The organism is Pseudoalteromonas sp. PB2-1, assembly GCF_045040605.1.
GTDB classification, from domain to species: Bacteria; Pseudomonadota; Gammaproteobacteria; order Enterobacterales; family Alteromonadaceae; genus Pseudoalteromonas; species Pseudoalteromonas arabiensis.
In genome coordinates, this window is the sequence record NZ_CP090668.1 from 466,823 (window position 1) to 490,667 (window position 23,845).

19 protein-coding genes and 1 pseudogene are annotated in these 23,845 nt (G+C 40.0%); 15 read left to right on the top strand and 5 right to left on the bottom strand.

Annotated features, from left to right (window positions below; all coding sequences use genetic code 11):
* Positions 1 to 29: 29 nt before the first annotated feature.
* The 3 genes and pseudogenes from L0Z67_RS19025 to L0Z67_RS19035 form a co-directional block, all read right to left on the bottom strand.
* Positions 30 to 300 (bottom strand): annotated as a pseudogene (locus L0Z67_RS19025) (Txe/YoeB family addiction module toxin).
* The gene (locus L0Z67_RS19030) at positions 293 to 547 is read right to left on the bottom strand and encodes a type II toxin-antitoxin system Phd/YefM family antitoxin (RefSeq protein WP_062568045.1); all 255 of its coding nucleotides are present in this window, start codon (positions 545 to 547) and stop codon (positions 293 to 295) included. Before L0Z67_RS19030 ends, L0Z67_RS19025 begins: the two are co-directional and overlap by 8 nt.
* A 218-nt stretch (positions 548 to 765) precedes the next feature.
* Positions 766 to 2,502: a hypothetical protein gene (locus L0Z67_RS19035; protein WP_392353205.1), complete on the bottom strand. Its 1,737-nt coding sequence runs from the start codon at positions 2,500 to 2,502 to the stop codon at positions 766 to 768.
* Between the two features lie 205 nt (positions 2,503 to 2,707).
* Between L0Z67_RS19035 and L0Z67_RS19040 the strand changes: the two genes are divergently transcribed.
* Together L0Z67_RS19040 and L0Z67_RS19045 are read left to right on the top strand one after the other, a co-directional pair.
* Positions 2,708 to 4,393: a M1 family metallopeptidase gene (locus tag L0Z67_RS19040; protein ID WP_392353207.1), complete on the top strand. Its 1,686-nt coding sequence runs from the start codon at positions 2,708 to 2,710 to the stop codon at positions 4,391 to 4,393.
* 431 nt (positions 4,394 to 4,824) lie between these two features.
* A complete protein-coding gene (locus tag L0Z67_RS19045) occupies positions 4,825 to 5,424 on the top strand; it encodes a hypothetical protein (RefSeq protein WP_237115659.1) in 600 nt (199 codons plus the stop codon).
* Positions 5,425 to 5,485: 61 nt separating this feature from the next.
* Here L0Z67_RS19045 and L0Z67_RS19050 read toward each other — a convergent pair whose 3' ends face one another.
* A complete protein-coding gene (locus L0Z67_RS19050) occupies positions 5,486 to 6,439 on the bottom strand; it encodes a carbohydrate kinase (protein ID WP_392353209.1) in 954 nt (317 codons plus the stop codon).
* On the bottom strand, positions 6,436 to 7,647 hold the full coding sequence (locus tag L0Z67_RS19055) for an AGE family epimerase/isomerase (RefSeq protein ID WP_392353845.1): 1,212 nt from the start codon (positions 7,645 to 7,647) through the stop codon (positions 6,436 to 6,438). Before L0Z67_RS19055 ends, L0Z67_RS19050 begins: the two co-directional genes overlap by 4 nt.
* A gap of 147 nt (positions 7,648 to 7,794) precedes the next feature.
* Between L0Z67_RS19055 and L0Z67_RS19060 the strand changes: the two genes are divergently transcribed.
* From L0Z67_RS19060 to L0Z67_RS19120, 13 genes are all read left to right on the top strand, one after another.
* Positions 7,795 to 9,066, top strand: coding sequence for a sugar MFS transporter (locus L0Z67_RS19060; RefSeq protein ID WP_371352760.1), 1,272 nt, complete (start codon positions 7,795 to 7,797; stop codon positions 9,064 to 9,066).
* Positions 9,067 to 9,411: 345 nt separating this feature from the next.
* Positions 9,412 to 11,301 carry a methyl-accepting chemotaxis protein gene (locus L0Z67_RS19065; RefSeq protein WP_392353211.1) on the top strand — a complete coding sequence of 630 codons (1,890 nt, stop codon included), beginning with the start codon at positions 9,412 to 9,414 and terminating at the stop codon, positions 11,299 to 11,301.
* A gap of 22 nt (positions 11,302 to 11,323) precedes the next feature.
* Positions 11,324 to 12,403 carry a GGDEF domain-containing protein gene (locus L0Z67_RS19070; RefSeq protein WP_130152216.1) on the top strand — a complete coding sequence of 360 codons (1,080 nt, stop codon included), beginning with the start codon at positions 11,324 to 11,326 and terminating at the stop codon, positions 12,401 to 12,403.
* A complete protein-coding gene (locus L0Z67_RS19075) occupies positions 12,404 to 13,024 on the top strand; it encodes a DsbA family protein (protein ID WP_392353214.1) in 621 nt (206 codons plus the stop codon). It begins immediately after the preceding gene.
* 564 nt (positions 13,025 to 13,588) lie between these two features.
* Positions 13,589 to 14,131, top strand: a complete 543-nt coding sequence (locus tag L0Z67_RS19080; protein WP_392353216.1) for a DUF6795 domain-containing protein — start codon at positions 13,589 to 13,591, stop codon at positions 14,129 to 14,131.
* A gap of 30 nt (positions 14,132 to 14,161) precedes the next feature.
* Positions 14,162 to 15,319 carry a lipase family protein gene (locus tag L0Z67_RS19085; protein WP_392353218.1) on the top strand — a complete coding sequence of 386 codons (1,158 nt, stop codon included), beginning with the start codon at positions 14,162 to 14,164 and terminating at the stop codon, positions 15,317 to 15,319.
* Positions 15,320 to 15,686: 367 nt separating this feature from the next.
* Positions 15,687 to 16,439, top strand: a complete 753-nt coding sequence (locus L0Z67_RS19090; RefSeq protein WP_341804749.1) for a DUF3450 domain-containing protein — start codon at positions 15,687 to 15,689, stop codon at positions 16,437 to 16,439.
* A 10-nt stretch (positions 16,440 to 16,449) separates the two neighbouring features.
* The gene (locus L0Z67_RS19095; protein ID WP_392353220.1) at positions 16,450 to 17,817 is read left to right on the top strand and encodes a MotA/TolQ/ExbB proton channel family protein; all 1,368 of its coding nucleotides are present in this window, start codon (positions 16,450 to 16,452) and stop codon (positions 17,815 to 17,817) included.
* A gap of 3 nt (positions 17,818 to 17,820) precedes the next feature.
* Positions 17,821 to 18,348 carry a MotA/TolQ/ExbB proton channel family protein gene (locus L0Z67_RS19100; protein ID WP_392353221.1) on the top strand — a complete coding sequence of 176 codons (528 nt, stop codon included), beginning with the start codon at positions 17,821 to 17,823 and terminating at the stop codon, positions 18,346 to 18,348.
* A gap of 45 nt (positions 18,349 to 18,393) precedes the next feature.
* Positions 18,394 to 18,807, top strand: coding sequence for a biopolymer transporter ExbD (locus tag L0Z67_RS19105; RefSeq protein WP_036971869.1), 414 nt, complete (start codon positions 18,394 to 18,396; stop codon positions 18,805 to 18,807).
* A gap of 12 nt (positions 18,808 to 18,819) precedes the next feature.
* Positions 18,820 to 19,425: an energy transducer TonB gene (locus tag L0Z67_RS19110; RefSeq protein ID WP_392353223.1), complete on the top strand. Its 606-nt coding sequence runs from the start codon at positions 18,820 to 18,822 to the stop codon at positions 19,423 to 19,425.
* Positions 19,426 to 19,442: 17 nt separating this feature from the next.
* Complete coding sequence (locus L0Z67_RS19115) at positions 19,443 to 20,750, top strand: tetratricopeptide repeat protein (RefSeq protein ID WP_392353225.1); 1,308 nt, start codon at positions 19,443 to 19,445, stop codon at positions 20,748 to 20,750.
* A 289-nt stretch (positions 20,751 to 21,039) separates the two neighbouring features.
* Positions 21,040 to 23,841 carry a hypothetical protein gene (locus L0Z67_RS19120; protein ID WP_237115652.1) on the top strand — a complete coding sequence of 934 codons (2,802 nt, stop codon included), beginning with the start codon at positions 21,040 to 21,042 and terminating at the stop codon, positions 23,839 to 23,841.
* The last annotated feature ends 4 nt before the right edge of the window (positions 23,842 to 23,845 follow it).

Genomic DNA, 23,845 nt, shown 5'->3' on the forward strand with positions numbered 1-23,845 from the left:
CACTCATAATAGCTTTGTTAGCGCCAGATTTAATAGTGGTAACGACACGAAATTATCGTTATCGCTTGCTCATCGATTATGTAGACAAGTCTGTTGGTGTCATCAATACGACGAGACCAAAAACCAGATAAGTTCTCTTTTAAGGGCTCTGGTTTTCCTATGCCCTCAAATGGTGAGCGCTTAACATCATTAATGAGTTTGTTGATGCGCTTGAGTGTTTTCTTGTCTCGAGTATTGCCAATACAGGTAGTCATCCCATGCGTCATCAGTCCACGACAGTAATCGTTGACTATCATTCATCAATTAACTCTCGTGCTGTTGTTTTACCAGCACGGTACTGTGCAATCGAACGGATTAGATGTTCAGCGTTTTTAGGTGAACGTAATAAGTGAACTGTTTCCATAAGGCTATTGTAGTAATCCAAAGACATAACCACGGCATCTTCAGAATCACGACGGGTAATAACTGTTGTATCAGCATCATTAACTACACCATCCAAAACAGCTTTGAGATCATTTTTAGCTTCAGTAAAAGATACGATTCTCATAATAACCTCAACATGTACATTTAATGGAACAAGTATAGTCTTTAGTTATCTACATATAACAGTGAGTTAAACATGAAGTGTTAATCAAGAAGCAACTGATTTACCATCATTAGCGAGCTGCATTAATACACTTTTAAATGAAATGGGGCTTATAGTACTGAAAGAGAGTGTAAAAAAAGAGCGCTAAATTGCGCTCTTTGTGTATTTAATTAAATTAATCACTCTTTCGTGATTTGCACATTACTTTCCATGTTAATACCGTTATCAGTGATGTCTGTGGCAAAATAAACACTAACAGGTTGATGACGTAGTGAATCAAGTTCAGCCATTTCCTCATCACTTAATTGACCGGTTGCTGCAACGCTATCTAGCAAAGGTAAAAGAATTTTTTGAACGTCAAATGCCATGTTCACAAAGCCATTTTTAGTGACACTTTGCGACTCTAGGGTATTGGCAATTTGTGCTGACTTATCACCAGTGAAAATCACAATATGATTGCCCTTTAGCGCCATTTTAATATCAAAGTTAAGTGGCACTGGCGAGGGAATGTATTCGTTGATCAGCACCGCATCACCATTGGCAGGCAGTTTTATATTAGCAAGTGGTGGGACAAAACCTTGCGCAATCGAATACAAACCATGGGCGTCGGTAGCAGATAGGGTAACAATAGCATCAAGCTTATCAATTTGTGGCCCTTGGTAGTCATCAATGGTAAATGCAGCATCTTGAACGCTCACACTCATACCTTGCACACCATTTGCAAAGCCTGACATCATAGCAAGCCCTGCTGTGCTCACATCTTGCATTTCATTTTGTAGTGCGACAATTGGGCCACAGTTAAACTCAGCTGACTTAATTGCACCCGTTAGTGTATTGGCAAGCGGCATTACTTTTGCGATATCAACACCATAGGCAACACTTAAAACTTGGCCGTCAAGCCCAGTGGTATGTTTTGGCACAAAACCACGTACGGCTTGTAGAGTATTAAGTAAGTCTTGATCTGTGCTTTGTAGAACAGCTTTTACATCAAAGTTGGCGTAATCAGTAGTGATACGTGTTTTTGTCGTTCCTGACACAGTTGCAGGCCATTTAGCGGCAATGCTGGCGATGTCATCTTGGCATTCAGGCGTTGAAATAGCCGCTAATGCATTGCCTTGCTGTGCTTTATTAAGTAACTCTTTTAGCATTTGATGTAAGCGAGAATTTTCTTTACCAGTAAGGGCGTTAGCAATCCGTTGATGATCAACATAGCCTACAGAATTTCCATCCAATGAAAAAGTATTGATAAGCGTTGCCAGTTTATCGGTATCTGCTAATGATTTAACAGGCTTTTCAACCCCTAAAGCAATTCGTAAGTCTTGCTCGTTTGTTAAGGGACTACTCAAAGTGAGTGTTACCCAGTTATCTGTTGCAGATGCAATCAGATGAATATCATCGATACCATCAACAGTGAGTGCAAATTGTGTGTACGTGATACCTTGTGAAGATTCATCAGAGTAGGCAATACCCGCTTCATCAGCAGACTCTTTAATGCTATTTAAGAGTGCGGTTTGCTCACCCACTTTAATACGAAATATCGGCATTAATCCTTGGCTGTAAAACAGCCCCATAGAGTCATCGCTGAACCCCCATGTAGACTTGAACGTGTCATATGATGTTAACGATGTTTGGTACTTTTCTAAAAGTGCTGCAATAAAGAGGGCATTTGGATCGCCACTCGTTCTTAGCTGAGCAATCGCGGGTGTTAAATCGTTGCCGCCTTTCATTGTACTCGGCATAAGCTCAAAGTATTTTGCATACGGAAATGGTTTTAATTGACCATAAAAAATTGGCGTGTCGGCAGGGACATGCTGAAGTTGCGACAACTCTACATTAATGCTTGTATTACTTTGTGAATAGAGGAACGCGCCAGCGACAATAGCGACTGCGCCTCCTGCAAGAAGTTTGCTATTCATAGCATAAATTCCTTTTTAATAATTAGATACGCTGAAAAACATACCACGATTACCGTTAAAAGTCCTAGGTTTAGATACTCTACATATCCAGAGCATCACCTCTATCTGTTTTGAATATAGGTCTGAATTTCATCGCAAATCTTAGTAATAAATAATTGCTCATGTCATTTTAAACCAATAAAAATAACGATAAGGAAAAAGTATTTTGCACGTAAATCAATTTTTTAAAGTAGCCACTACGCTCGTAGCATCGGCTGTGCTAGCCGCGTGTAGTTCAAAACCTATTGCGTTAGATCCTGTTATTGGTGATACAGGGCAAGCTTTATCGGCGATTGCACTTAAAAGTGATGTTAAGCACTACGATTTGGCACTTGAGGTATTTCCTGATAATAAACGTATTAAAGGTATTGCTACTACAGAGTTTAAAATGCTGGCAGCCACTCAATTTGTAGAATTAAAATTGGATAGCCGTTTTACAATTAATGAGGTGAGCTCAAAAGGCGAGGTTCTCAAATATGAGCGAGATGGCGGTGTAATTCGTGTTGACTTAGGTGAGCAACAAGCAAAAGGTAGCATGGTAAGTGTTGCTGTAGCCTATCAAGGGTTTCCTCATATAGCTAAAAATGCCCCTTGGGATGGCGGGTTCGTATTTTCAAAAACAGAGCAAGGTGAACCTTGGATAGCAACCGCTGTGCAAGGAGAAGGTTGCGACTTATTCTGGCCATGTAAAGACCATTTTGCAGACAAAGCAGACAGTATGCGCATTCGTCTAACAGTACCGCAAGGGCTGAGTGCGGTGACTAATGGCGTATTACAAGAAGTGAAGCCAGTTGGGGGCAATAAACAACAGTTTGATTGGTTGTTATCGGTGCCTGCCAGTGATTATAACATTGCACTTAATATTGGCCCTTACACGCGTATTCAAACGGATTACACCAGTGTGAATGGCGCGACTGTACCTATCGAATTCTGGTCTCTCAAAAAAAATGAGCAAAAAGCACGAGAGCTTATCGAAAATGATTTACGCCAGCAGGTTACGTTTTTTGAAAAGATGCTTGGTCCATACCCATGGGGCGGTGAAAAGTTAGGTTTTGTTGAGACGCCACACTTAGGCATGGAACACCAAACAGTCAACGCGTATGGTAAAAAATACAAGCGTGATCCAAATGGTTATGATTGGTTACTGCAACATGAGCTGGCTCATGAATGGTTTGGCAACTTAATGACCCATGAAAAGCTCAATGATGCATGGCTGCATGAGGGGTTTGGTTTTTACATGCAACCCAGTTACAGCTTATATAAATTTGGTGACGCAGCGTATAAACACAGCATGTACTCAGCTTACCTTGGGCTGAAAAACTGTGAACCAGTGGTACTTGATGGACAAATTACATCAGACCAAGCGTTTAACTCCGATATATATGGCAAAGGTGGTTGGACATTACACACTCTTCGCTGGCTTGTGGGTGAAGACGTATTTTGGCAAGCAACACGAGAGCTTCTTTATGGTGTGAATAACACAGCGTCATTAACATACCCAATTGCACCTCGTTATCGTAATACAAACGAGTTTATTGCCATAATTAATCGTTTAACCAAAAAAGACTATCAATGGTTTTTTAATATGTATCTTAAGCAGGCTGAATTACCTGAGTTAACAGAAACATATAACGGCGATACGTTAACATTGAGCTGGCAACATCCACAAATTGCAGCTGAACGTTTCCCAATGCCAGTTCCTATTTCGATAAATGGCATAGAGAAAATATACCAAATGGATAAAGGAGAGCTGCGTATCACATTAAAAGAAGCTGATCATGTCGTGATTGATCCAAACATGAAAGTACTACGCTACCTACCTATCATTGATAAATGTAAAAACGATGATTAATTAACTTTAAAGGGTATTAAATAAATTAATACCCTTTTTCTTTACGGTATTCGTTTTATTTTCACCCCTAAAATAAATACCAATGCTTACATTTTTAGGCTGAAATGATAAGTAATTACTGTAATCAGTGTTCCGTAGGTAGCTTATAGAAGCTAAGTTTCAATACAATATGATGTTTATAAATACCATTAAGAAAAGCTTTCTTAATGAAAGCCTATCCTACTGAAAAGGTTACACTAAGAGCTTTTATCGTATAATTTTATAACTATCTTTTTTAATTGGTGTTAGTGTATTAAATAAGATTTTTTAGATTACTCATTATAAAAGTAATAACAGACTTAAAATTTACATCAATACATCAATACATCAATACATCAATACATCAATACATCATATATTGTGAAAACTTTATTTTGAGTTAGCTGGGGGATATGAAAATTAAATTAGTCATTGTATTTCTGGGGATAGTACTCTCATGTATCTATTTTATGGGGCAAACAAATGAAGTCACTAAGTTAAAGGAAAATAAAAAAGATGAAAACTCAGTTTTAGTTGAACATAAAGATGTAGCTGCTAAAAGTAAAAAACTCACAAACATAAATAATGATGTCAAGCTAGAATCAACTAATATGAAAACGACAACGCTGTTGGATAGCAAGACCACTGAAAAAAGAGAGCAACCAGTCATTACCAGCAGTGATATTGTTATAGATAAAAGCCCTAAGAACATTGAGAAAGTCCCTTTTGACGAGCAAGAGGTGAACTATGAATGGGCTGATGAAATGACATTTAAATTGAACGACCTTTTCTCTTCAAATGAGCAACTAGCCAAATTAGACCTTATAAATGTAGAGTGTAGAGAAACACTTTGCCACTTAGATTTGACGGCAGAGCAAGACTCAGAATCAATTGAGCAAGCGATTCTGATTGCAGAGCAATTGCGTTCTGATGCTGCATGGCAGGATTATGTTTTTTATTATGTTGGCCAATCTGAAGAAAGTACAATGACAGTAGAAATAGGTGTTAAATAATTAGCTAAAGGTTATGTTTTGAACACGGTATTAAGTAATTAATACCGTGCATTATACTAGGTTAGATTAAATCTTGAGCACTTGGCAATGACGCAAATGCGCCATAGCGACTGACTGCAAAAGCACCTGCTTTAGCTGCGTAAGCAATCGTCTCTTCGATATTGCTTTGGGTTTGACAGTATTCTTTAAAACTCTGTTTATTGGGGCAATACTGGCCAATTTTAGCCAGCATACCACCAATAAATGCATCGCCTGCGGCTGTGGTATCAACAACCTTGGTGGCTGGTGGAGTGACTTCACCTGTAAAATCAGCATGGTAATATCGAATAGCTTCGCCACCATTGGTCACCAACAAACAGCTAACCCCAGCTTTTAAAATGGTTTTAATAGTGTGCTCGAATGGTTGGTCTTTGTGACTGCGGTTATTTAAAAATTCCAGTTCTTCATGTGAAAGTTTCACAATATCTGAGAGCGATATGACATGCCAAATACGATCAAGTGTATGACGCATGCTTGGCCATAAATTCTCACGTAGGTTCATATCAAAGCTACAAATAGCACCCGCTTTTTTGGCTTGTGTTAGGCCATAAATAGTTGTTTGATATATGTTATGTTCCGTTAAGCTATTGCTGCATACATGCATGATGGCGTGTTCAGAAAACATGCTATGTTCAAAATCATCAACCCGATAGAGCAAGTCTGCGGCAGGGGGCCTGTAGAAACTAAACGAGCGTTCACCGCTTTCATCTAATGAAACAAATGCAAGGGCTGTTTTTGCTGCATCGGTAAATTGGCAATACTGGGTATTTACGCCATGTTGGGTCAGTTCATCTTTTATAAAATGGCCGAACATGTCATCGCCTAACATACCACAAAAGCTTGTTTTTAAACCGAGTTTAGCAGCAGCCACCGACACGTTTGCAGGGGCACCACCGGCGTATTTGGTAAATGACTCAGGCTGTTTGCCATTTGATAGAAAGTCAATTAATGCTTCGCCAAAACACACTAAACTCATTTTGCATTCCTCAATCTAATCGTTCTTAAAACTTCGTAACAGGCACCCATAGTATGATAGTCGGTTTTACCTGCGGGGGATTTTTCATCGCTATAAGGTCGGTTATCGACAGATAAAATTCGATACCAAGCACCGTACTTATGGTCGACCATATGTTGCCAGCTGTACTGCCAAATCTTTTCGTACCATTGCCAATAGGTTTCATCATTTGTGGCATCAGCGAGTAGGGCTGCTGCGGCTAACGACTCGGCTTGAACCCAAAAATATTTATCGCTATCACATATTTGTTTATCTGGAGAAAAACCATAAAATATACCACCATACTGATTATCCCATGCAACAGTAAGTGTTTTATCAAACAAACTTTTGGCACGTTCAACGAGCCAAGGCTCATCAATGTGGCGATTTAAAATCAGTAACAGTTTAGCCCATTCAGTTTGATGACCTGGCTGAAATCCCCACGGCCTAAATAAGTGTTTAGGATCATTCTTGTTATAATCAAGATCGAGTTGCCAGTCGTGAGAATAATGCTCCCAAATAAATTGTCGGCTATTTCCAGCCAGTTTAACTGTAAAGGTTTCTGCAAGTAGCTTGGCTCGTGCTAAATAGCGGGCGTTATTCGTTGCTTCAAAACACATCAAAAAAGCTTCGCATAAATGCATATTGGCGTTTTGACCACGGTAGCTATCTGCTTGACTCAAGTCACCTGTTCGCTCGTCTAAATACGCGTTGTGATGTTGTTCAAAGTAATGTTTTTCGAGTAAATCCCAAACTCGCGATATTGTTTGCTCACATTCAGTCACTCCTGCCTTAAGAGCAACTGCATTCGCGAGTAACACAAATGCAAGTCCATAACAGTGGTTTGTATTATCTAAAATAGTGACGCAACCGGCTTCGTCTTGTTCTAACAGCCATGCGTAGCCACCCGAGAGTTGTTTATGAACATTTTCAAGATGATCTAGACCATGCTTTGTCAGTGTCAGGTAGTCAGGGTTTTTAAACTCGATATAAGCCATTGCATAGTTGAACACAAAACGCGTACTAGATACTAAATGACGAGTTTGTTTGTCGTAAACTTCACCATCATTTTTAAAATATTGGTAAAAGCCACCCGCACCGTTTGAAGCGTAATCAACACAATGAGGGTGATAAAAAGCAAGCGTATCTTTTATGTGCTGTTGTAAAAAAGGCACCGATTTGAAGTTGATGGTTTGCACATCTTCCCCAGCTGAATATTTAAGATAATACAATCATAGCAGGAAATTAAATAATTGGAACGTTCCTATTAAATCCTTGTGCTATTTTTACATCAATGTGTAGAATCGAACACAACTTGTTAACGGAGTGAAAACCACGTGAGTGAAATTAATACAAACCAATCGTTTGTCGCCGATGGCTCGCAGCAAAATAAAAACTATCTGCTACCACTGACGGCAATGACAACCCTCTTCTTTTTATGGGGCTTTATCACAGTTCTTAATGATGTGTTGATCCCACGCCTAAAAGGGGTGTTCGACTTAACTTATACAGAAGCGATGCTGGTTCAGTTTTGCTTTTTTGGTGCTTATTTTATTGTGTCATTACCTGCGGGTATGTTGGTGAAAAAGCTTGGTTATAAAAATGGCGTACTAACAGGCCTTGTGGTGGCATCAATTGGCTGTATGTTATTTTACCCAGCAGTCGTTGTGCATGAATACTGGTTATTTTTAGGTGCATTATTTGTTTTAGCCTCGGGTATTACGGTATTACAAGTATCAGCTAACCCTTATGTTGTTGCGCTGGGCCCAGAAAAAACCGCATCATCACGTTTAAACTTAGCACAAGCACTTAACTCACTAGGTACCACTGTTGGCCCTTATGTAGGGGGGATTTTATTCTTCGGTACAGCAGGTACATTAGCTGCGAATGCTGCAACAGCTGAGTCTGTTAAAGTACCTTATCTGATGCTAGCTGCAGCACTTTTAACGATTGCAGTGGTATTTGCATTTTTTAAATTACCAGTGATATCTGAGCATTCAGAAGAGCAAGACTGCAAAGCCAAAAATCACAGCCTTAAAGAAGCGCCACATTTAATAATGGGTGTTGTGGGGATTTTTTGTTATGTGGGTGCTGAGGTATCAATTGGTAGCTTCTTAGTAAATTATTTTGGTGAAGCACACATTGCAGGCCTTGAAGAACATGCAGCAGCAAGCTTGATTGCTTACTACTGGGGCGGTGCAATGGTAGGTCGTTTTATTGGCTCTGCGGCACTACAAAAAGTGGCACCTTCAAAAGCATTATTTTTTAATGCAATGATGGTAATTGTATTATTGCTCGTGACTATTTTCACAGAAGGTGATGTGGCACTTTACTCTGTACTGGCAATTGGTTTATTTAACTCAATTATGTTCCCAACAATCTTCTCAGTTGCAATCGAAAGCTTGGGTTCACTGACGAGTAAAGGCTCGGGCTGGTTATGTTTAGCCATCGTTGGTGGTGCACTTGTACCATTAGTACAGGGTGTTGTTGCCGACACTGTGAGTATTCAACAGAGCTTCTTCGTTCCTGTAGTGTGCTACGCATTTATTGCTTGGTATGGACTAAACGTGGTTCGCTTAGCGGATAGCTGGAAAAAGCGAATTGCATAGTCACTTTTAATGATGGAAAACCCCGCACAATGTTGCGGGTTTTTTTATGCCTAATGAACACTGGACAAGTAAATTTACATGATATAACTGTTTAATGAATACGTATTCAAGGTGCCAATATTACGTTGCTTGTAGGAACGTTCCAATTGTTGATTTGAACATATTTCATTTATTAACTTTAGAAGCAAAGCTGCCTGCCGTTAACAAAGTAATTGATTTATATAGAAAGCGTTTACTTTAAATTGGGACGTTTTTACTGTTTTAGCCTAAATTTATAAGACAAAGTGGTTTTAATTTGTTAAAAATAAATAGCTAACAACGAAAAAAATAACAAACAGGTTTGTCATGCAAAGCACTCTTAAATTTACCACCAAGGTAACTGTGGCAGCATCACTGGTTTTAGTGGTAGTGCTCGGTTTATTTACCATTAACAATTTCATCTCTATGCGTAGCCAAACGCAGGAGCAGCTTTCGCTCGTTCTTCAAGAGATTTCTCAATCGGTATCGCAAAATATAGCAAATTGGCTAAACGCGAAGCTGGCTATTGTTTCATCTGTTGCCGAAACCTATCAGTTAGGAGACAGTAAAAGCCTAACACTGACACAGCTAAACACAGCGGATAAAGCTGGCGATTTTAAAAACACCTACATTGGTATTACCGATGGTACCTTTGTTTTGAATGACCAATCAGTTGTATTACCACCTGATTACGATGCCACGACTCGGCCGTGGTACAAGCTTGTTGAAAACAAAACAAACACCGCATTTACTGCACCTTATATTGATGTAACCACTAACGAGCTAACTATATCTGCTGTTGCGCCTATGCAAGCCAATGGTGTTTTTAGTGGGGTTACAGGTGCCGATATCGATATGAAAACCATTACAAAGATCGTTAACGAAATTGACTTTTTAGGGTTTGGTTATGGCTTTTTACTCGATAGTGAAGGGCGCATATTAAGCCACCCAGACACAAAATTTAACGATAAGAACATGCGCGATTTGTTTGGTAAAAGTCTGTCTTTACAATCTGAGTTTGTTGAAGTGCAAGTTGGTGGTTTAGAAAAACTCGTGTCGTTCACTAAAATCAAAGGAATTCAAAACGTTGACTGGTATTTAGGCGTGGTGATCAACGAAGAAATTGCTTACTCATCGGTGGCCTCATTTAGAAACATGGCGGCCATTTATATGTTAATCGGTATCGCCGCCATTGTGCTAATGATGCAGTTTTTACTTCGTTATTTAATGCGACCAATGCAGCGTTTAAACGATGCCATTAAAGACATTGCTCAAGGTGAAGGGGACTTGACCCGCCGCCTCGAAGTTGAAAACAATGATGAGTTTGGTGAACTAAGTCACTACTTTAATGCTTTTATTGAAAAAATTCATGGCTCTATCGAGCAAGTTAAAAACACCACAGTAGAGTTAGAGCGCTTGGTAGAGAGCTTGGTTAATCAAACCCAAGGCACATTAGCTATGTACGCAGATCAAACTAAACGTACTGATAATGTGGCAACCGCAATTAACGAGCTAACTTCAAGTGCAGTGGAAATATCCAACAGTGCAAGTCATGCATCAACACTTGCTACAAGTGCTAATAACCAATCGCTTCAAAGTCAGGCTGCACTGGCAGATAACCTTGCTGCAATTAATGCACTGTCACGCAATATGGAACAAGCACAAAAAACAATCAACAGCCTAGATGCGCATACCGTAAGTATTGGTCAGATCCTTGAAGTGATTAAAGGGGTGAGTGAGCAAACTAATTTACTGGCACTAAATGCTGCGATTGAAGCTGCTAGGGCTGGTGAAGCAGGGCGAGGCTTTGCCGTTGTGGCAGATGAAGTGCGTCAGTTAGCACATCGTACACAACAATCGACGCAAGAAATTGAAGAGATGATTTCGCAGCTTCAGCAGGGTTCTTCCTCGGCAGTAGAAGTAATGACTGCGAGTATAAAAGACAGTGAAAAAAGTGTGGCACAAGCCAATGTTGCGGGCGAAAAAATGTCTGAAGTCACCCATGCTATAGAGTCAATAGATGAAGTAAATCATAGTGTTGCTAACGCTACGACGGAACAAAATCATGTTATACAAAGCCTCGATAGTGATATTCACTCAATTAGTGAGTTGTCTAACCAAGGTCAAAATAACTTAAATAACACCTTGAATGAGTGCACTAAACTCAAAGCACAGTTTTATGAGCTAGAAAAGCTCGTGTTAACCTTTAAAGTTTAATTAACAACGGAATTATACTGTATTGGACCAAAATTGGCTTACAGCCGTAACTACAAAAACCGTTGACACGGCGGATAAACAACGTCGTGCCTTTACCTTGTTTACAATGGCATTTTTTGCACTTGTATTGATTACATCGTTAGTCATTTCTAATTTCCATATTTATGAAATGCCACTAACTGTGATGTTAATTGTTAGTGATATAACAATCGTGCTTTGTTTGTTGTATTACTTTAAAACAGGCAACCTAATGACAATTGCCTGTATTATTATGTCGATCGTTTTACTTTTGTGTATTTCTCTTATCTACACTGGAGGAAAAGAGAATACAGCTCTTTATTGGGTTATGTTTTACCCTGTAGTTTCTTATGTCACATTGGGGTTGATGTTTGGCAGTGCATTAATGGCTGTGATGTATATCAGTACTTTATTAATGCTATTTGGCCCCAACTTTGGGCAAGTGCAGTATGGCGATGTTGAAGTTTCTCGTTTTTTGGCCTCATTTTCGCTGGTTATTTTATTTTCTGCGATAAGTGAATACTTTAGAAAAAAGAGCCATCAAAAAATTGCAGACATTACTTTGATAGAGAAGCGAGATGCATTAACCGATCCCCTAACTGGCCTTGCCAATCGGCGTTATATTTATGAACACATTCAGCCAAGGCTTGATACAGAAGCGAACAGTTATTTACCTATGTCTGTGTTATTAATCGACCTAGACAACTTTAAAGTGCTCAATGACACCTATGGCCATGACTTTGGCGACCAGGTTTTAATTGCCTTTACTTCCATGCTTCACGATAAATTACGTGGCACAGATATAAAAGCACGCTATGGCGGTGAAGAATTTATGATTCTATTACCAAAAGCAAGTTTGAAAACAGCCCATGGTGTTGCTGAAAAACTACGTGAATACGTATCAAATAAGCAAATAGCTTATGATGTTGGCCAGTCTATTTCTATTACTTGCAGTATTGGTATTGCAAACCTTGAACATGGTAGCCAATTTAGTAAAGCGATAAAGCAAGCTGATGATAATTTGTATAAAGCCAAAGCAAAAGGGCGTAATGTGGTGGTGTCTGATTTCCATGAGGTGAGCTAAATGGCAAAGCTGATTTATGTATATGACCCAATGTGCAGTTGGTGCTGGGGTTATAGAGAGACCTGGTTAAAACTGAAAGAAGCCCTAGGGGATAAACTCGCTATTGAATATAAAGTGGGTGGTCTTGCGCCTGATTCTGATGAACCAATGCCTGAAGATATGCAGCAATTTTTACAGCAAACATGGCAACGTATAGAACAGCAGCTTGGCACTAAGTTTAATCATAACTTTTGGTTGAGTACTCAACCACGCCGCTCAACTTACCCTGCATGCCGTGCTGTGCTTGTTGCAAGGCAATACAACAAAGAGCTTGAGATGCTCTACGCAATTCAAAAAGCCTACTACCTAAATGCACAAAACCCATCTGACATAAGCACGCTTGCCAATCTAGCCGAGCAAATTGGTTTAGCAAAAAACACCTTTATTACAGAAATTCAAAGTGAAAAAATCAATTCTTTACTAATGAATGAAATAAACGAGGTTAGGAGCTTGCCTGTCCAAGGTTTTCCGTCTTTAGTTATTGAAAATAAAGGGATTTACCATGCTGTGCCTATTAATTATCAAGACTGGCAAAGCACTTACCAGCAGGTTATGCAATTTGTGTCAGTGCCATCAAATTAAAGAATAACAGTCAAATAGAAAGATAGAACCATAGTGCAATGCGCAGCTACCAGCAGTTATGATATTTAATGAGTAAAAACGATTACCATCATTAAGAGCATCCTCTATTAGCTGAGTTTTCTTATCTTTTATAGTTATTAGCATTGGTAATATTATAAAAAAGAAAAGGCCAGCTGATGCAAGAAATAGAGTTAAAAACCACACCTTAAGAGGTTCCATTACTTTTCAACAACCTCATACATTAACTTGCCTGTAACTATATTACACCACAAAAGAATGTTCCTTCAAAAGGTAAAATCAAAAAATTACATTACATTATTGTATAACCTCCAAGTTAGCCTAGCCCTGCACCTCCAGCTTTGCCTGTCTCAATAGTACAAGCTTACTAATTTCATTCTGTGTAATTTTAGTGCAACATAATCTATTACATCACTCTAAAATTGATTGCATATTTTCACCTAGACTATAGAATGCTGACAATATTGACATGGAATGTGGATATTCTGCGTACAACACTTTTTTACGCAATACCTCGTAATTCCATTTATAAATTAAGAGGTTCAAATGTCACTCATCGATAAACTCCAATCCCTTAGCACAATAATTCAGCCTCTTTTAGATAAGTTTGGCACATATAAAGTGCATTTGTGCCCAGAGGTTACAGGCCGCTTAACAAATAATGGTGAACCTTTGGCCAACGTAAAAATTGAGCGTGGTTTATATTTTTGTGACGGAAAAGCAAGAAAAGATGCGACTTACACAGACGCTCATGGAAACTTTAATTTTCCTGAATGGATAATACGTTCTGATCAACCAGGTATTCCTTTCGTCGATATGAGAACTGCTCAACAGATTAAATTTTTTTATAAGAAGCAGGAATATTTATTATGGGCTGCAACCCTATACAGCATACATCCTATGCACGAATACTCGCAAAAATTAAAGGAATTAAACGGAGATATTAATAATAAAGAAGTCTTTTTTAAGTTTGATAATCCAGAGCAACCAAACTTATTGCTTACAGGTTCATCAATTTGTAGGTGGGATCAAGACTTCACTATAATTGACCCACAGCAAATTATTGATGAAGCTAATAATTTAAACTAAAAATTCAACATTTTATTAAGGAAGATAAATATGATTTCATTACAACCAACACAAGCAGCACATTTTGCCAACATTGCCTATGCAACTCTTGAGCAGGGCGGATTAAAAACTTCTGCTAGCTACCCCTATCTAAGCCCTTTATTTGATTTTGATAACAACAATATTACAGGTATCAGTGGCTCTATTTTAGAACGAATTTTTCGGCACCAAACTCCATTTGGCTGTATTGCTAAAGGAAGAACAGGGGCGTTTAAAGATCATTATGTACTAGCACTTCGTGGTACAGCAAAAATGCGCGATTGTCTTACTGATTTACATTGCGGTGTCGCAACAGGACCTAATAATCAGAGTGTACATGCGGGATTTAATCAAACTTTTAATTCACTTAAATCACAACTAGAGCAATACTTTTCGCAAAACCCTACGGCACCAGTCCATGTTGTTGGTCACAGCTTAGGTGGAGCGTTGGCGAATTTAGCCGCTAATTGGCTAAAACAACGCTTTAAAGTACCTGTGAAACTGTATACTTTTGGTGCACCTAGAGTTGGTTTTTTAAGTTTTGCAAGTCATACTGAGCAAGCGTTACAAGGCGTATATCGCTGTGTTCACGCAGGTGATCCCGTACCTATGGTGCCTGTTTGGCCTTTTGTGCACACTACAGACGAATATATTTTAAATTCGGCACAGAATATCTCTCCTGGTGCACATAGTATGACTAACCCGACCCCTGGATATTTAAATACGGCATCAAAATACAAAAGCTATGCTGATATTCAAAAAGGGTTTGAGTTACGTCACCAAGAAGCTATTCGCCTTGATTTTGAAAAACGTCACCAAGCTCACTTTTCTGTTCGCTGGGCTAAAAAGATAGGCGCCGCGCTGCTCGACTTTTTAAATAAAAAAGGTGTATTACATTCGATACAAGCAAGTGTAACGGGCTTACTCACTATTTATGATGCTATTGCGACCTATTTAGCAAATGAGATAGAAACAACTCAGGCCTATGCAGCCGAAGTAAAAGGGATAGTGGGTCATATGTATGTATTCTGTGGCCTGCCCGCAGGAAAGTTTATAGATTTTAGTTATCGTGGTATTCGCTTGATTTTTAAGAAGATGCTTATGAAACTTTCTCAATTAGCTAAATTTTCAATAGAAATGGCTAGTCATACAGCTCCTCTACTTGTATAAACTTATCATATGCCAGCAGTTACTAATGCTGGCATATTTAAAACAAGTTCTATTAACAAAAGAAATAACTTTTTGAAAAATATTCGTTGGTCGCGATCTATAGTCGATTAACCTAACTTCAGGTCAAGCAGAAATTTGTTACCTTTTTCTCAATCCTAAAATAATAACTTCATAGTCTAAACAGAATAACTCTTAAACTTCATACCAATATCGCTTCCTTTTCAGCCTAATATAAACTAATTGTTACAGCTGTCATATTTTTGTATTTTTTGCGCAACATGCTTGTCATTTTTCATCGTTATCCTTTCGCACATTAAAACAAACCCACTAGCAAATTAAGCTAACTTAACGAGTAAAGGTGTATGCGATGAAAGGCGTTAAACCACTGATTTTAGCAGGTATTGTAGCGGCATCTGCAACAGTACATGCAAACGATCTAGATAAAGTAATTGATAAAAGCAGCGAAATAAACAACTCTGCCGCGCAATCACAAACAAAAATCGACAAGATTGCAGATTCAATGCAAGGTCGTTTACAACAATTTAAAGCCCTTAATAAAGAAATTGACGGCTTAACTGTTTATAACGCGCAGCTAACTAAGCAATTAAACAACCAAATTGCAGAAATGGACGCGTTAAACGAGTCAATGGATCAGGTATCAGTTATTGAGCGTCAAATCACGCCGTTAATGATGCGCATGATCACAGGTCTTGAGCAATTTGTTGCACTAGACGTGCCTTTCTTAACTGAAGAACGTAGTAAGCGTATTGCATCATTAAAAGAAATGATGGACCGCGCAGACATCACTTCAAGTGAAAAATTCCGCCGCTTACTTGAAGCTTACCAAGTAGAAGTCGATTACGGTCGCACTATCGAAGCGTACACATCATTACTGAATGTAGATGGCCAAGAGCGCGAAGTAGATTTCTTACGCATCGGTCGTTTAGAACTTATTTATTTAACACGCGATGGCAAAAAAGCAGGCAGCTGGGATACGCAAACTAAATCGTTTGTTGAATTACCAGATTCTGCAATCAGCCAAATCAATAAAGGTTTACGCATTGCACGTAAGCAACTTGCCCCAGATATGTTAACACTGCCAGTCCACGCTGCTGAATAAGAGGTTTGAGATGAAATTATTAACGAAAATGACAAAAATGGCCGTATTTGCAGCTGGCCTTGGTTTTGCTGGAAGCAGCCTAGCGGCTGAGCCAATGGATTTAGATTCATTACTAAAAACATTAGAGCAAGGTAAAGCACAGCAAAGCGTTGAGAATAAGCAACGTGAACAAGCATTCATGGCGCGTCAAAACGAGCAAGTACAAATGCTTAAAGATACACAAGCAAAGCGTACTGCAATGCTTAACGAATCGGAGCGCTTAGAAACTCAATTTGAAGAAAACGAAGTAAAGCTAGCTAACTTAACCGAAACACTTTCAAACCGCATGGGCTCACTTAAAGAGCTATTCGGTGTGTTACAACAAGTCGCGGGCGATTCTAGCAACAAATTCATGACCTCTATTGTTTCTGCAGAGCTTCCTGGTCGCAGTAACTTCATGGATGAGCTGGCACAAAAAATGGGCTCAACGTCAAAGCTTGCTTCTATTGATGATATCGAAAAAGTATGGTTTGAATTACAACGCGAAATGACTGAACAAGGTAAAGTATCTCGCTTTACAACTGATGTTATCGTTGAAGGTGGCAGCAAAGCACAAAAAGAAGTGGTGCGTGTTGGTGCATTTAACTTAATCGCTGATGGTAAATACCTAGAGTACACACCTGCTACAAATACAATCAGCCAGCTTACACGTCAGCCAAGCAGCCGTTACACAGCAACTGCAGCTGATTTACAGCATGCAAATTCGGGTGTTGTACCGTTCGCACTTGACCCAACTGGCGGTTCAATCTTAGGTCTTTTAGTACAAGCACCTGACACTGAAGAGCAAGTTCACCAAGGTGGTACTGTAGGTTATATCATCTTAGGTGTTGGCTTAATCGCTTTACTAATTGCACTTGAGCGTTTTGTATCTCTGATGATTATGGGTAGCAAAATCCGTCGTCAGCTTAAAGACACAGTGGCACGTGATGACAACCCGCTTGGTCGTGTAATGAAAGTGAAAGACCAGTACCCAGATGTCGCGTACGACACGCTTGAGCTTAAATTAAGCGAAGCAATTATTCGTGAAATGCCAAAAATTACTCGTAACCTGACGCTAATTAAGATTATCTCTGTGGTAGCACCATTACTTGGTCTACTAGGTACGGTAACCGGTATGATTAACACCTTCCAAGCAATTACCTTGTTCGGTACAGGTGACCCTAAACTAATGGCGGGTGGTATATCTCAGGCACTTGTAACAACGGTACTTGGTCTGGTTGTGGCTATCCCAACAGTATTCTTATACACACTTCTTAACACGCGTTCTAAAAACATGCTGTTGATTTTACAAGAGCAAAGCGCAGGTATCATCGCAGAGCGAAGCGAGAAAGGAGCATAAATCATGGTGCTATTGATTGATGCAATCAATGCTCTACGTGATTTCCTCGACACAGGTGGCCAAGTTCTCTTGGTCATCGGGGTCCTCATCTTCGCGATGTGGTTATTGCTACTTGAGCGTTTTATGTACTTTTTTGGTGGCTTTAAACGCTACAAGAAAGACGTAAAAAGCACTTGGAGCAATAGAGCAGAGCGTAACAGCTGGAACGCAGAGCAAATTCGCCAAGCGATGATTTCACGCGCTGGCATGCAATTAAATAATAACCTTGCGCTTATCAACGTAATGGTTGCGTTATGTCCACTTTTAGGTCTGTTAGGTACCGTAACCGGCATGATCGAAGTATTTGATGTAATGGCAATCACAGGCACGGGCAGTGCACGTTCGATGGCATCAGGGGTGTCTAAAGCCACTATCCCAACAATGGCCGGTATGGTGGGTGCACTTTCAGGGGTTTTCGCATCAACGTTCTTACAACGTCGTGCAAAACGCGAAGTGCAATTACTTGAAGACAACATGGTCTTAGACCACTAAACGAATTTTAGGGTGATGTGAGCATCACCCACTAGGAGACTAACAATGAGAGCGCCACTAGGTAACTTATTTCAAGAAGACGACGCTGAAGAAATCAACATGACGCCAATGCTAGACGTTGTTTTCATCATGCTTATATTCTTCATCGTAACAGCATCATTCGTAAAAGAAGCTGGTATTGATGTAAACCGCCCAGAAGCAGCAACGGCAGTGAAAAAAGAGCGTGCCAACATCTTAGTTGCTATTTCTGACAAAGGTGAGATTTGGATCAACAAACGCCAAGTAGATGTTCGTGCAGTACAAGCAAACATCGAGCGCTTAAAAGCTGAAAACCCACAAGGTAGCGTGGTTATTCAAGCTGATAAGAAAGCCACAACCGATGTACTTATCAAAGTAATGGATGCATCGCGTGCTGCAGGCGCATTTGATGTGTCGATTGCTGCGCAAGAAGCATCATAAGGAATGTGAGCGATGCGTTATATAGTTGCATTAATCATCGCTGGTATCGTGACTGTTATGCTGTTTTTAGGCATGCAGGCACTGATCACCGGTGGTGAAGGGGCCATGTCTGAGCCCGTAAAAGGAAACGTACTTGATTTTGTTCGTCTGAAAAAAGAAGAGACAGTGCAAAAGAAAGAACGTAAACCGCAAAAGCCACCAACGCCAAAAGAGCCACCTCCGCCAATGGAATCACCGCAAATGCAAAACAGTGATCCTAACGCGAGCAATGTCAACTTTGACTTTGGTGCCAGTGTTGAAGCCGACGTTAACTTAGCTGGCGGCTTAGCCCTTGAATCAAGCGACGGTGAATACTTACCGATTGTAAAAGTAGCGCCTGTTTATCCGCGCCGAGCTTTATCACGTGGGATCGAAGGCTATGTGATTGTTGAGTTTACAGTAACCAAGCAAGGCACAGTACGTGACCCGAAAGTTATTAAAGCTGAACCAGAGTCATTGTTTGACCGCGCTGCGATGGATGCAGCACTTAAATTTAAATATAAACCGCGCGTTGTTAACGGTGAAGCTGTTGAAGTAGCGGGCGTACAGAACAAAATTTCTTTCCAAATTAACGGTTAGAAAAGAGGAATGCGATTATGAAACCTTTAAAAGTTGCCGTGATTTGCGCGGCTGCTTTCACAAGCAGCCTGGTAGTGCCAAGCGTTGTTAGCCTATTACCCGGTGTCACACTGGCAACAGCTTACGCTGAGGAGCAACAAACCAAACGCGTACCTGCACTGCGCGAAAAAGTGTATAGCCAATTAGCGCGTGCACAAAAGCTAGCTGATGATGGTGATGCAAAAGCAGGATTAGCAGCACTTGATAGTATTCAAGAGCGCTCTTCAAGCATGAACTCGTATGAAATTGCCATGATGCATAATTTCTATGGCTTTATTTATTACAACGAAAACGACTTAGATAAAGCCATTGCGTCGTTTGAAAAAGTAGTAAACGAAGATGCAATTCCAGAAACATTACGTCTAAGCACCACCTTTAGCTTAGCGCAACTTGCAATGGCTAACAGTGACTACGAAAAGGTAATCAAATATTTAGCGCAGTGGGATGTGATTAACAACAAGCCTAAAACAGATGCTTATTACGTATTAAAATCACAAGCCTATTATCAGCTTAAAGATTACCAAAAAGGCATTGAAAACATTAATCTTGCTATCGCAGAAGCCGACAGTAAAGGTGAAATGCCAAAAGAAAACTGGCTAATTTTACAACGTGCTATGTACTACTCACTTAATCAGTCTGACAAAGTGGTCGAGGTACTTGAGCGCTTAGTGAAGCTTTACAATAAGCCAGAGTACTGGGTTCAATTAGGTGGTATGTACGGTGAAACAGGCGCAGAAAAAGAGCAGTTAGCGGTTTTAGAAGCGGCATATCAGCAAGGCTTTTTAACATCTAAATCTGATTTACGCCAATTATCGCAAGTGTATTTATACAATGGCCTTGCTTATAAAGCGGCGAGCGTAATGAGCAAAGCGATGCAAGATGGTATTGCCGAGCAGTCAGCTAAAAACTACGCATTCGTAGCCGAGGCTATGGTACAAGCAAAAGAGGCTGAAAAGTCGCTTACTTATTTTGCCAAGGCTGCTGATTTAGTAACGCATGGTCAGTATGAGCAACGTATCGCAGAGGTAAGCATTAACCTTGAAAAATACGAAGAAGCAGCGGATGCAGCACGTAAAGCCCTCGATAAAGGCGGCTTAGAGTTTGAATCAAATGTGTATGTGGCTCTAGGTATGGCGCAATACAATTTACAAAACTTTGATGCCTCGATTTTAGCGTTCGAGCAAGCGGAAAAACACAAAAAATCACAGCGTTTAGCTGAGCAATGGATCAAGTATGTGAAGCGTGAAAAAGTACACGCCGAAACATTACGTACTGCATTGCTATAACCAGCTTCAACAGGTAAGCGTACAAAAGAACTCATTTATAATCGCAACACCAAAGCTGCCTTCGGGCGGCTTTTTTCGGTTCTTCAACTTTACTTAACCCTCTAATTTTAAAGTCAATTACATTGTCATTTTATGTTTATTAAAATGTAACCACTTTGTCATACAGCTCCCGTAAGGTAGTCGCAGTTTAAAACTCAAGTGACCCAAAAGCATAATCAAAAGGTGTTTTTGGCTGACTTGAGTTTATGCGCTAACACAATAATTAAATATTTATCTTACGGAGTAAACAATGAAATTATCTGGCTTATTCAAAGTTAGTCTTGTAGCGACAGCTATCTCACTAGCAGGTTGTGGTGGTGGTGACATCAACATCAATGTAGATGAAACTGTTGAACAACCAACAACACCTACTAACCCAACTACACCACCAACGACTGACGAGTTACCAGGTGTTTTCAGCCAAAGCCTATCTAATGAAGTGTCTGCAGCATTAGGACGTGATGTAACAGTACAAGTTCTTTCTGGCGTAATCACTGAAGATACAACATTATCGACAGATGCATTCTGGGCCCTTGATGGTGCCGTTTTCGTTGGTAACGATAAAGCAGACAGTGCAACATTAACTATCGAACCAGGTGCAGTTGTATTTGGTAATAATGGCTCTGATTATTTAGTAGTAAGTCGTGATTCAAAAATTGAAGCGACAGGGACGAAAAATGACCCAATTATCTTTACTTCTAAGCAAGACGTAATCGGCGAAGAAACATCAGCTGGCCAATGGGGCGGTATGGTGCTTCTTGGTAATGGTATTTCTAATAAGTGTCCTGCTGAAGGCGATTGTGCGCTTCAAGTTGAAGGTGTTGAATCGGGTGCTGTATTTGGTGGTACAGACAACACTGATAGCTCAGGTACATTAAAATACGTTGTTGTTAAGAATGCTGGTTATGAACTATCAACGGGCAATGAGCTAAACGGTATTACTTTTGGTGCGGTAGGTTCTGGCACTACAGTTGATTACTTACAAGTACATAATAACTCAGATGATGGTGTTGAGTTCTTTGGTGGCGCAGTTAATTTAAAACATGTTGTTTTAACAAGTATCGACGATGACAGTATCGATTGGGACAACGGTTATCAAGGTAAGATGCAGTTTGTTTATGTTGAACAAGATAAAAACTCGACTGACGCTAACCGTGGTATTGAAGCTGATAATGATGGCAAGATCCCATCAAAAGAACCTAAGTCATTACCTATTATCTCTAACTTGACGATCATCGGTAATAACTTTAAAGGTGAAGATGATGCTGAAGGTATCTACTTACGTGAAGGCACTGGCCTGCACCTTTATAACTCAGTGATCACAGGCTCTGATGAAATGGGCGAGTGTCTAGAGATAGAAGGTATCGCGTTGGATGATAATGGCGATGCACTATTTTCAGATAGTGAAACTGTGAATAATGCTAATGATGGCACTATTTTGATGCAAAATACGTTTATGTCTTGTACGAATGGTGAAAACTTCAAAAACCCTAAAGGTGCAGATGGTTCTGCGTTATTGGATCTTGAGACTTGGTTCACTAGTCAAGTCGGCAACGTTATTAACGATAAGCCAATGCTAGGTGTGAATGGCCAACCAATTGCGGGTTCTCCTTTACTAGGCGCTGGTCAAGATGTTGCAAATACTGTTGATGCATTTTTTGATACCGTTGATTTTGTTGGTGCTTTAAATGACTCTGACGATTGGCGTGAAGGTTGGGCATTTGGTTATGGTGGCGGTGAAGTAACGGCACCACCCGTTGTGGCTGGTTGTCCTGCGGGCACCACGTCAATCACTCCAGCGGATAACGTAACGACAACATGCGAAATATCAGGCCGTATTACGTCAGATTTAACATTAACAGCAGGTAATCTATATGCTGTAGATGGTGCCGTTTTTGTGGGTAATGATAACGCAGACTCTGCCACTTTAACCGTTGAACCTGGTGTAACGGTTTATGGCCGTAACGGTAAAGATTATATTGTCATTAGCCGTGGATCTAAAATTGAAGCCAATGGTACTAAAGATAAGCCAATTTCATTTACTTCACGCCAAGATGTCACTGGTGAGGCAACGGCAGCAGGTCAATGGGGTGGTTTAGTACTATTAGGTAATGCACCATCTAATAAATGTCCAGATACTGGTGAATGTGCGCTTCAAGTTGAAGGTGTCGAAGCCGGTGCTGTTTTTGGTGGTACTGATACAACAGATAACTCTGGAACATTACGTTATGTTCGCGTTATGAATGGCGGCTACTTACTGTCTCCTGGTAATGAAATTAACGGTATTACTTTTGGTGGTGTGGGTTCTGGTACAACGGTTGAGTACTTACAAGTTCACCAAAATGCGGATGACGGTGTTGAGTTCTTCGGTGGTAACGTACAAGCGAAATACTTAGTACTTACAAGCATTCAAGATGACAGCATCGACTGGGACAATGGTTTCCAAGGTAAGCTTCAGCATATTCTTGTTAAGCAAGCAGCAGATAACTCAGATGCTAACCGTGGTATCGAAGCTGATAATGACGGTAAAACACCTTCTAAAATGCCTAAATCAAACCCAATGATTGCTAACTTAACCATTATTGGTAATACCTTTAAGGGTGAAGATGACGCTGAAGGTATGTACTTCCGTGAAGGAACTGGCGCGCAAATCTATAACACGATTGTGACAGGCCCTGCAGGCATGGGAGAGTGTCTAGAGGTTGAAGGTATTCCATTAGATGGAAATGGTGCACCAATATTCAATGAAAGTGAAACAGTTAAAAATGCACAAGATGGCACTTTAATGATTAAGTCATCAGTTATCGCATGCTCTGAGAACTTCAAAGACCCAAGCGGTGTTGATTTCAGTGTAGAAAACTGGTGGACAGCGACATTAGGCAACTTAGTCGCATCAGGGCAAACTGACGTAGTTAATGGTATTTATACTATCGATACAACAACGCCTACAGATGTAAACGCTGTAGATAGCTTCTTCGATACTACATCACATATTGGTGCTGTATCGAGTGATAACGATTGGACAGCTGGCTGGACAGTAGGTCTGGAATAACACA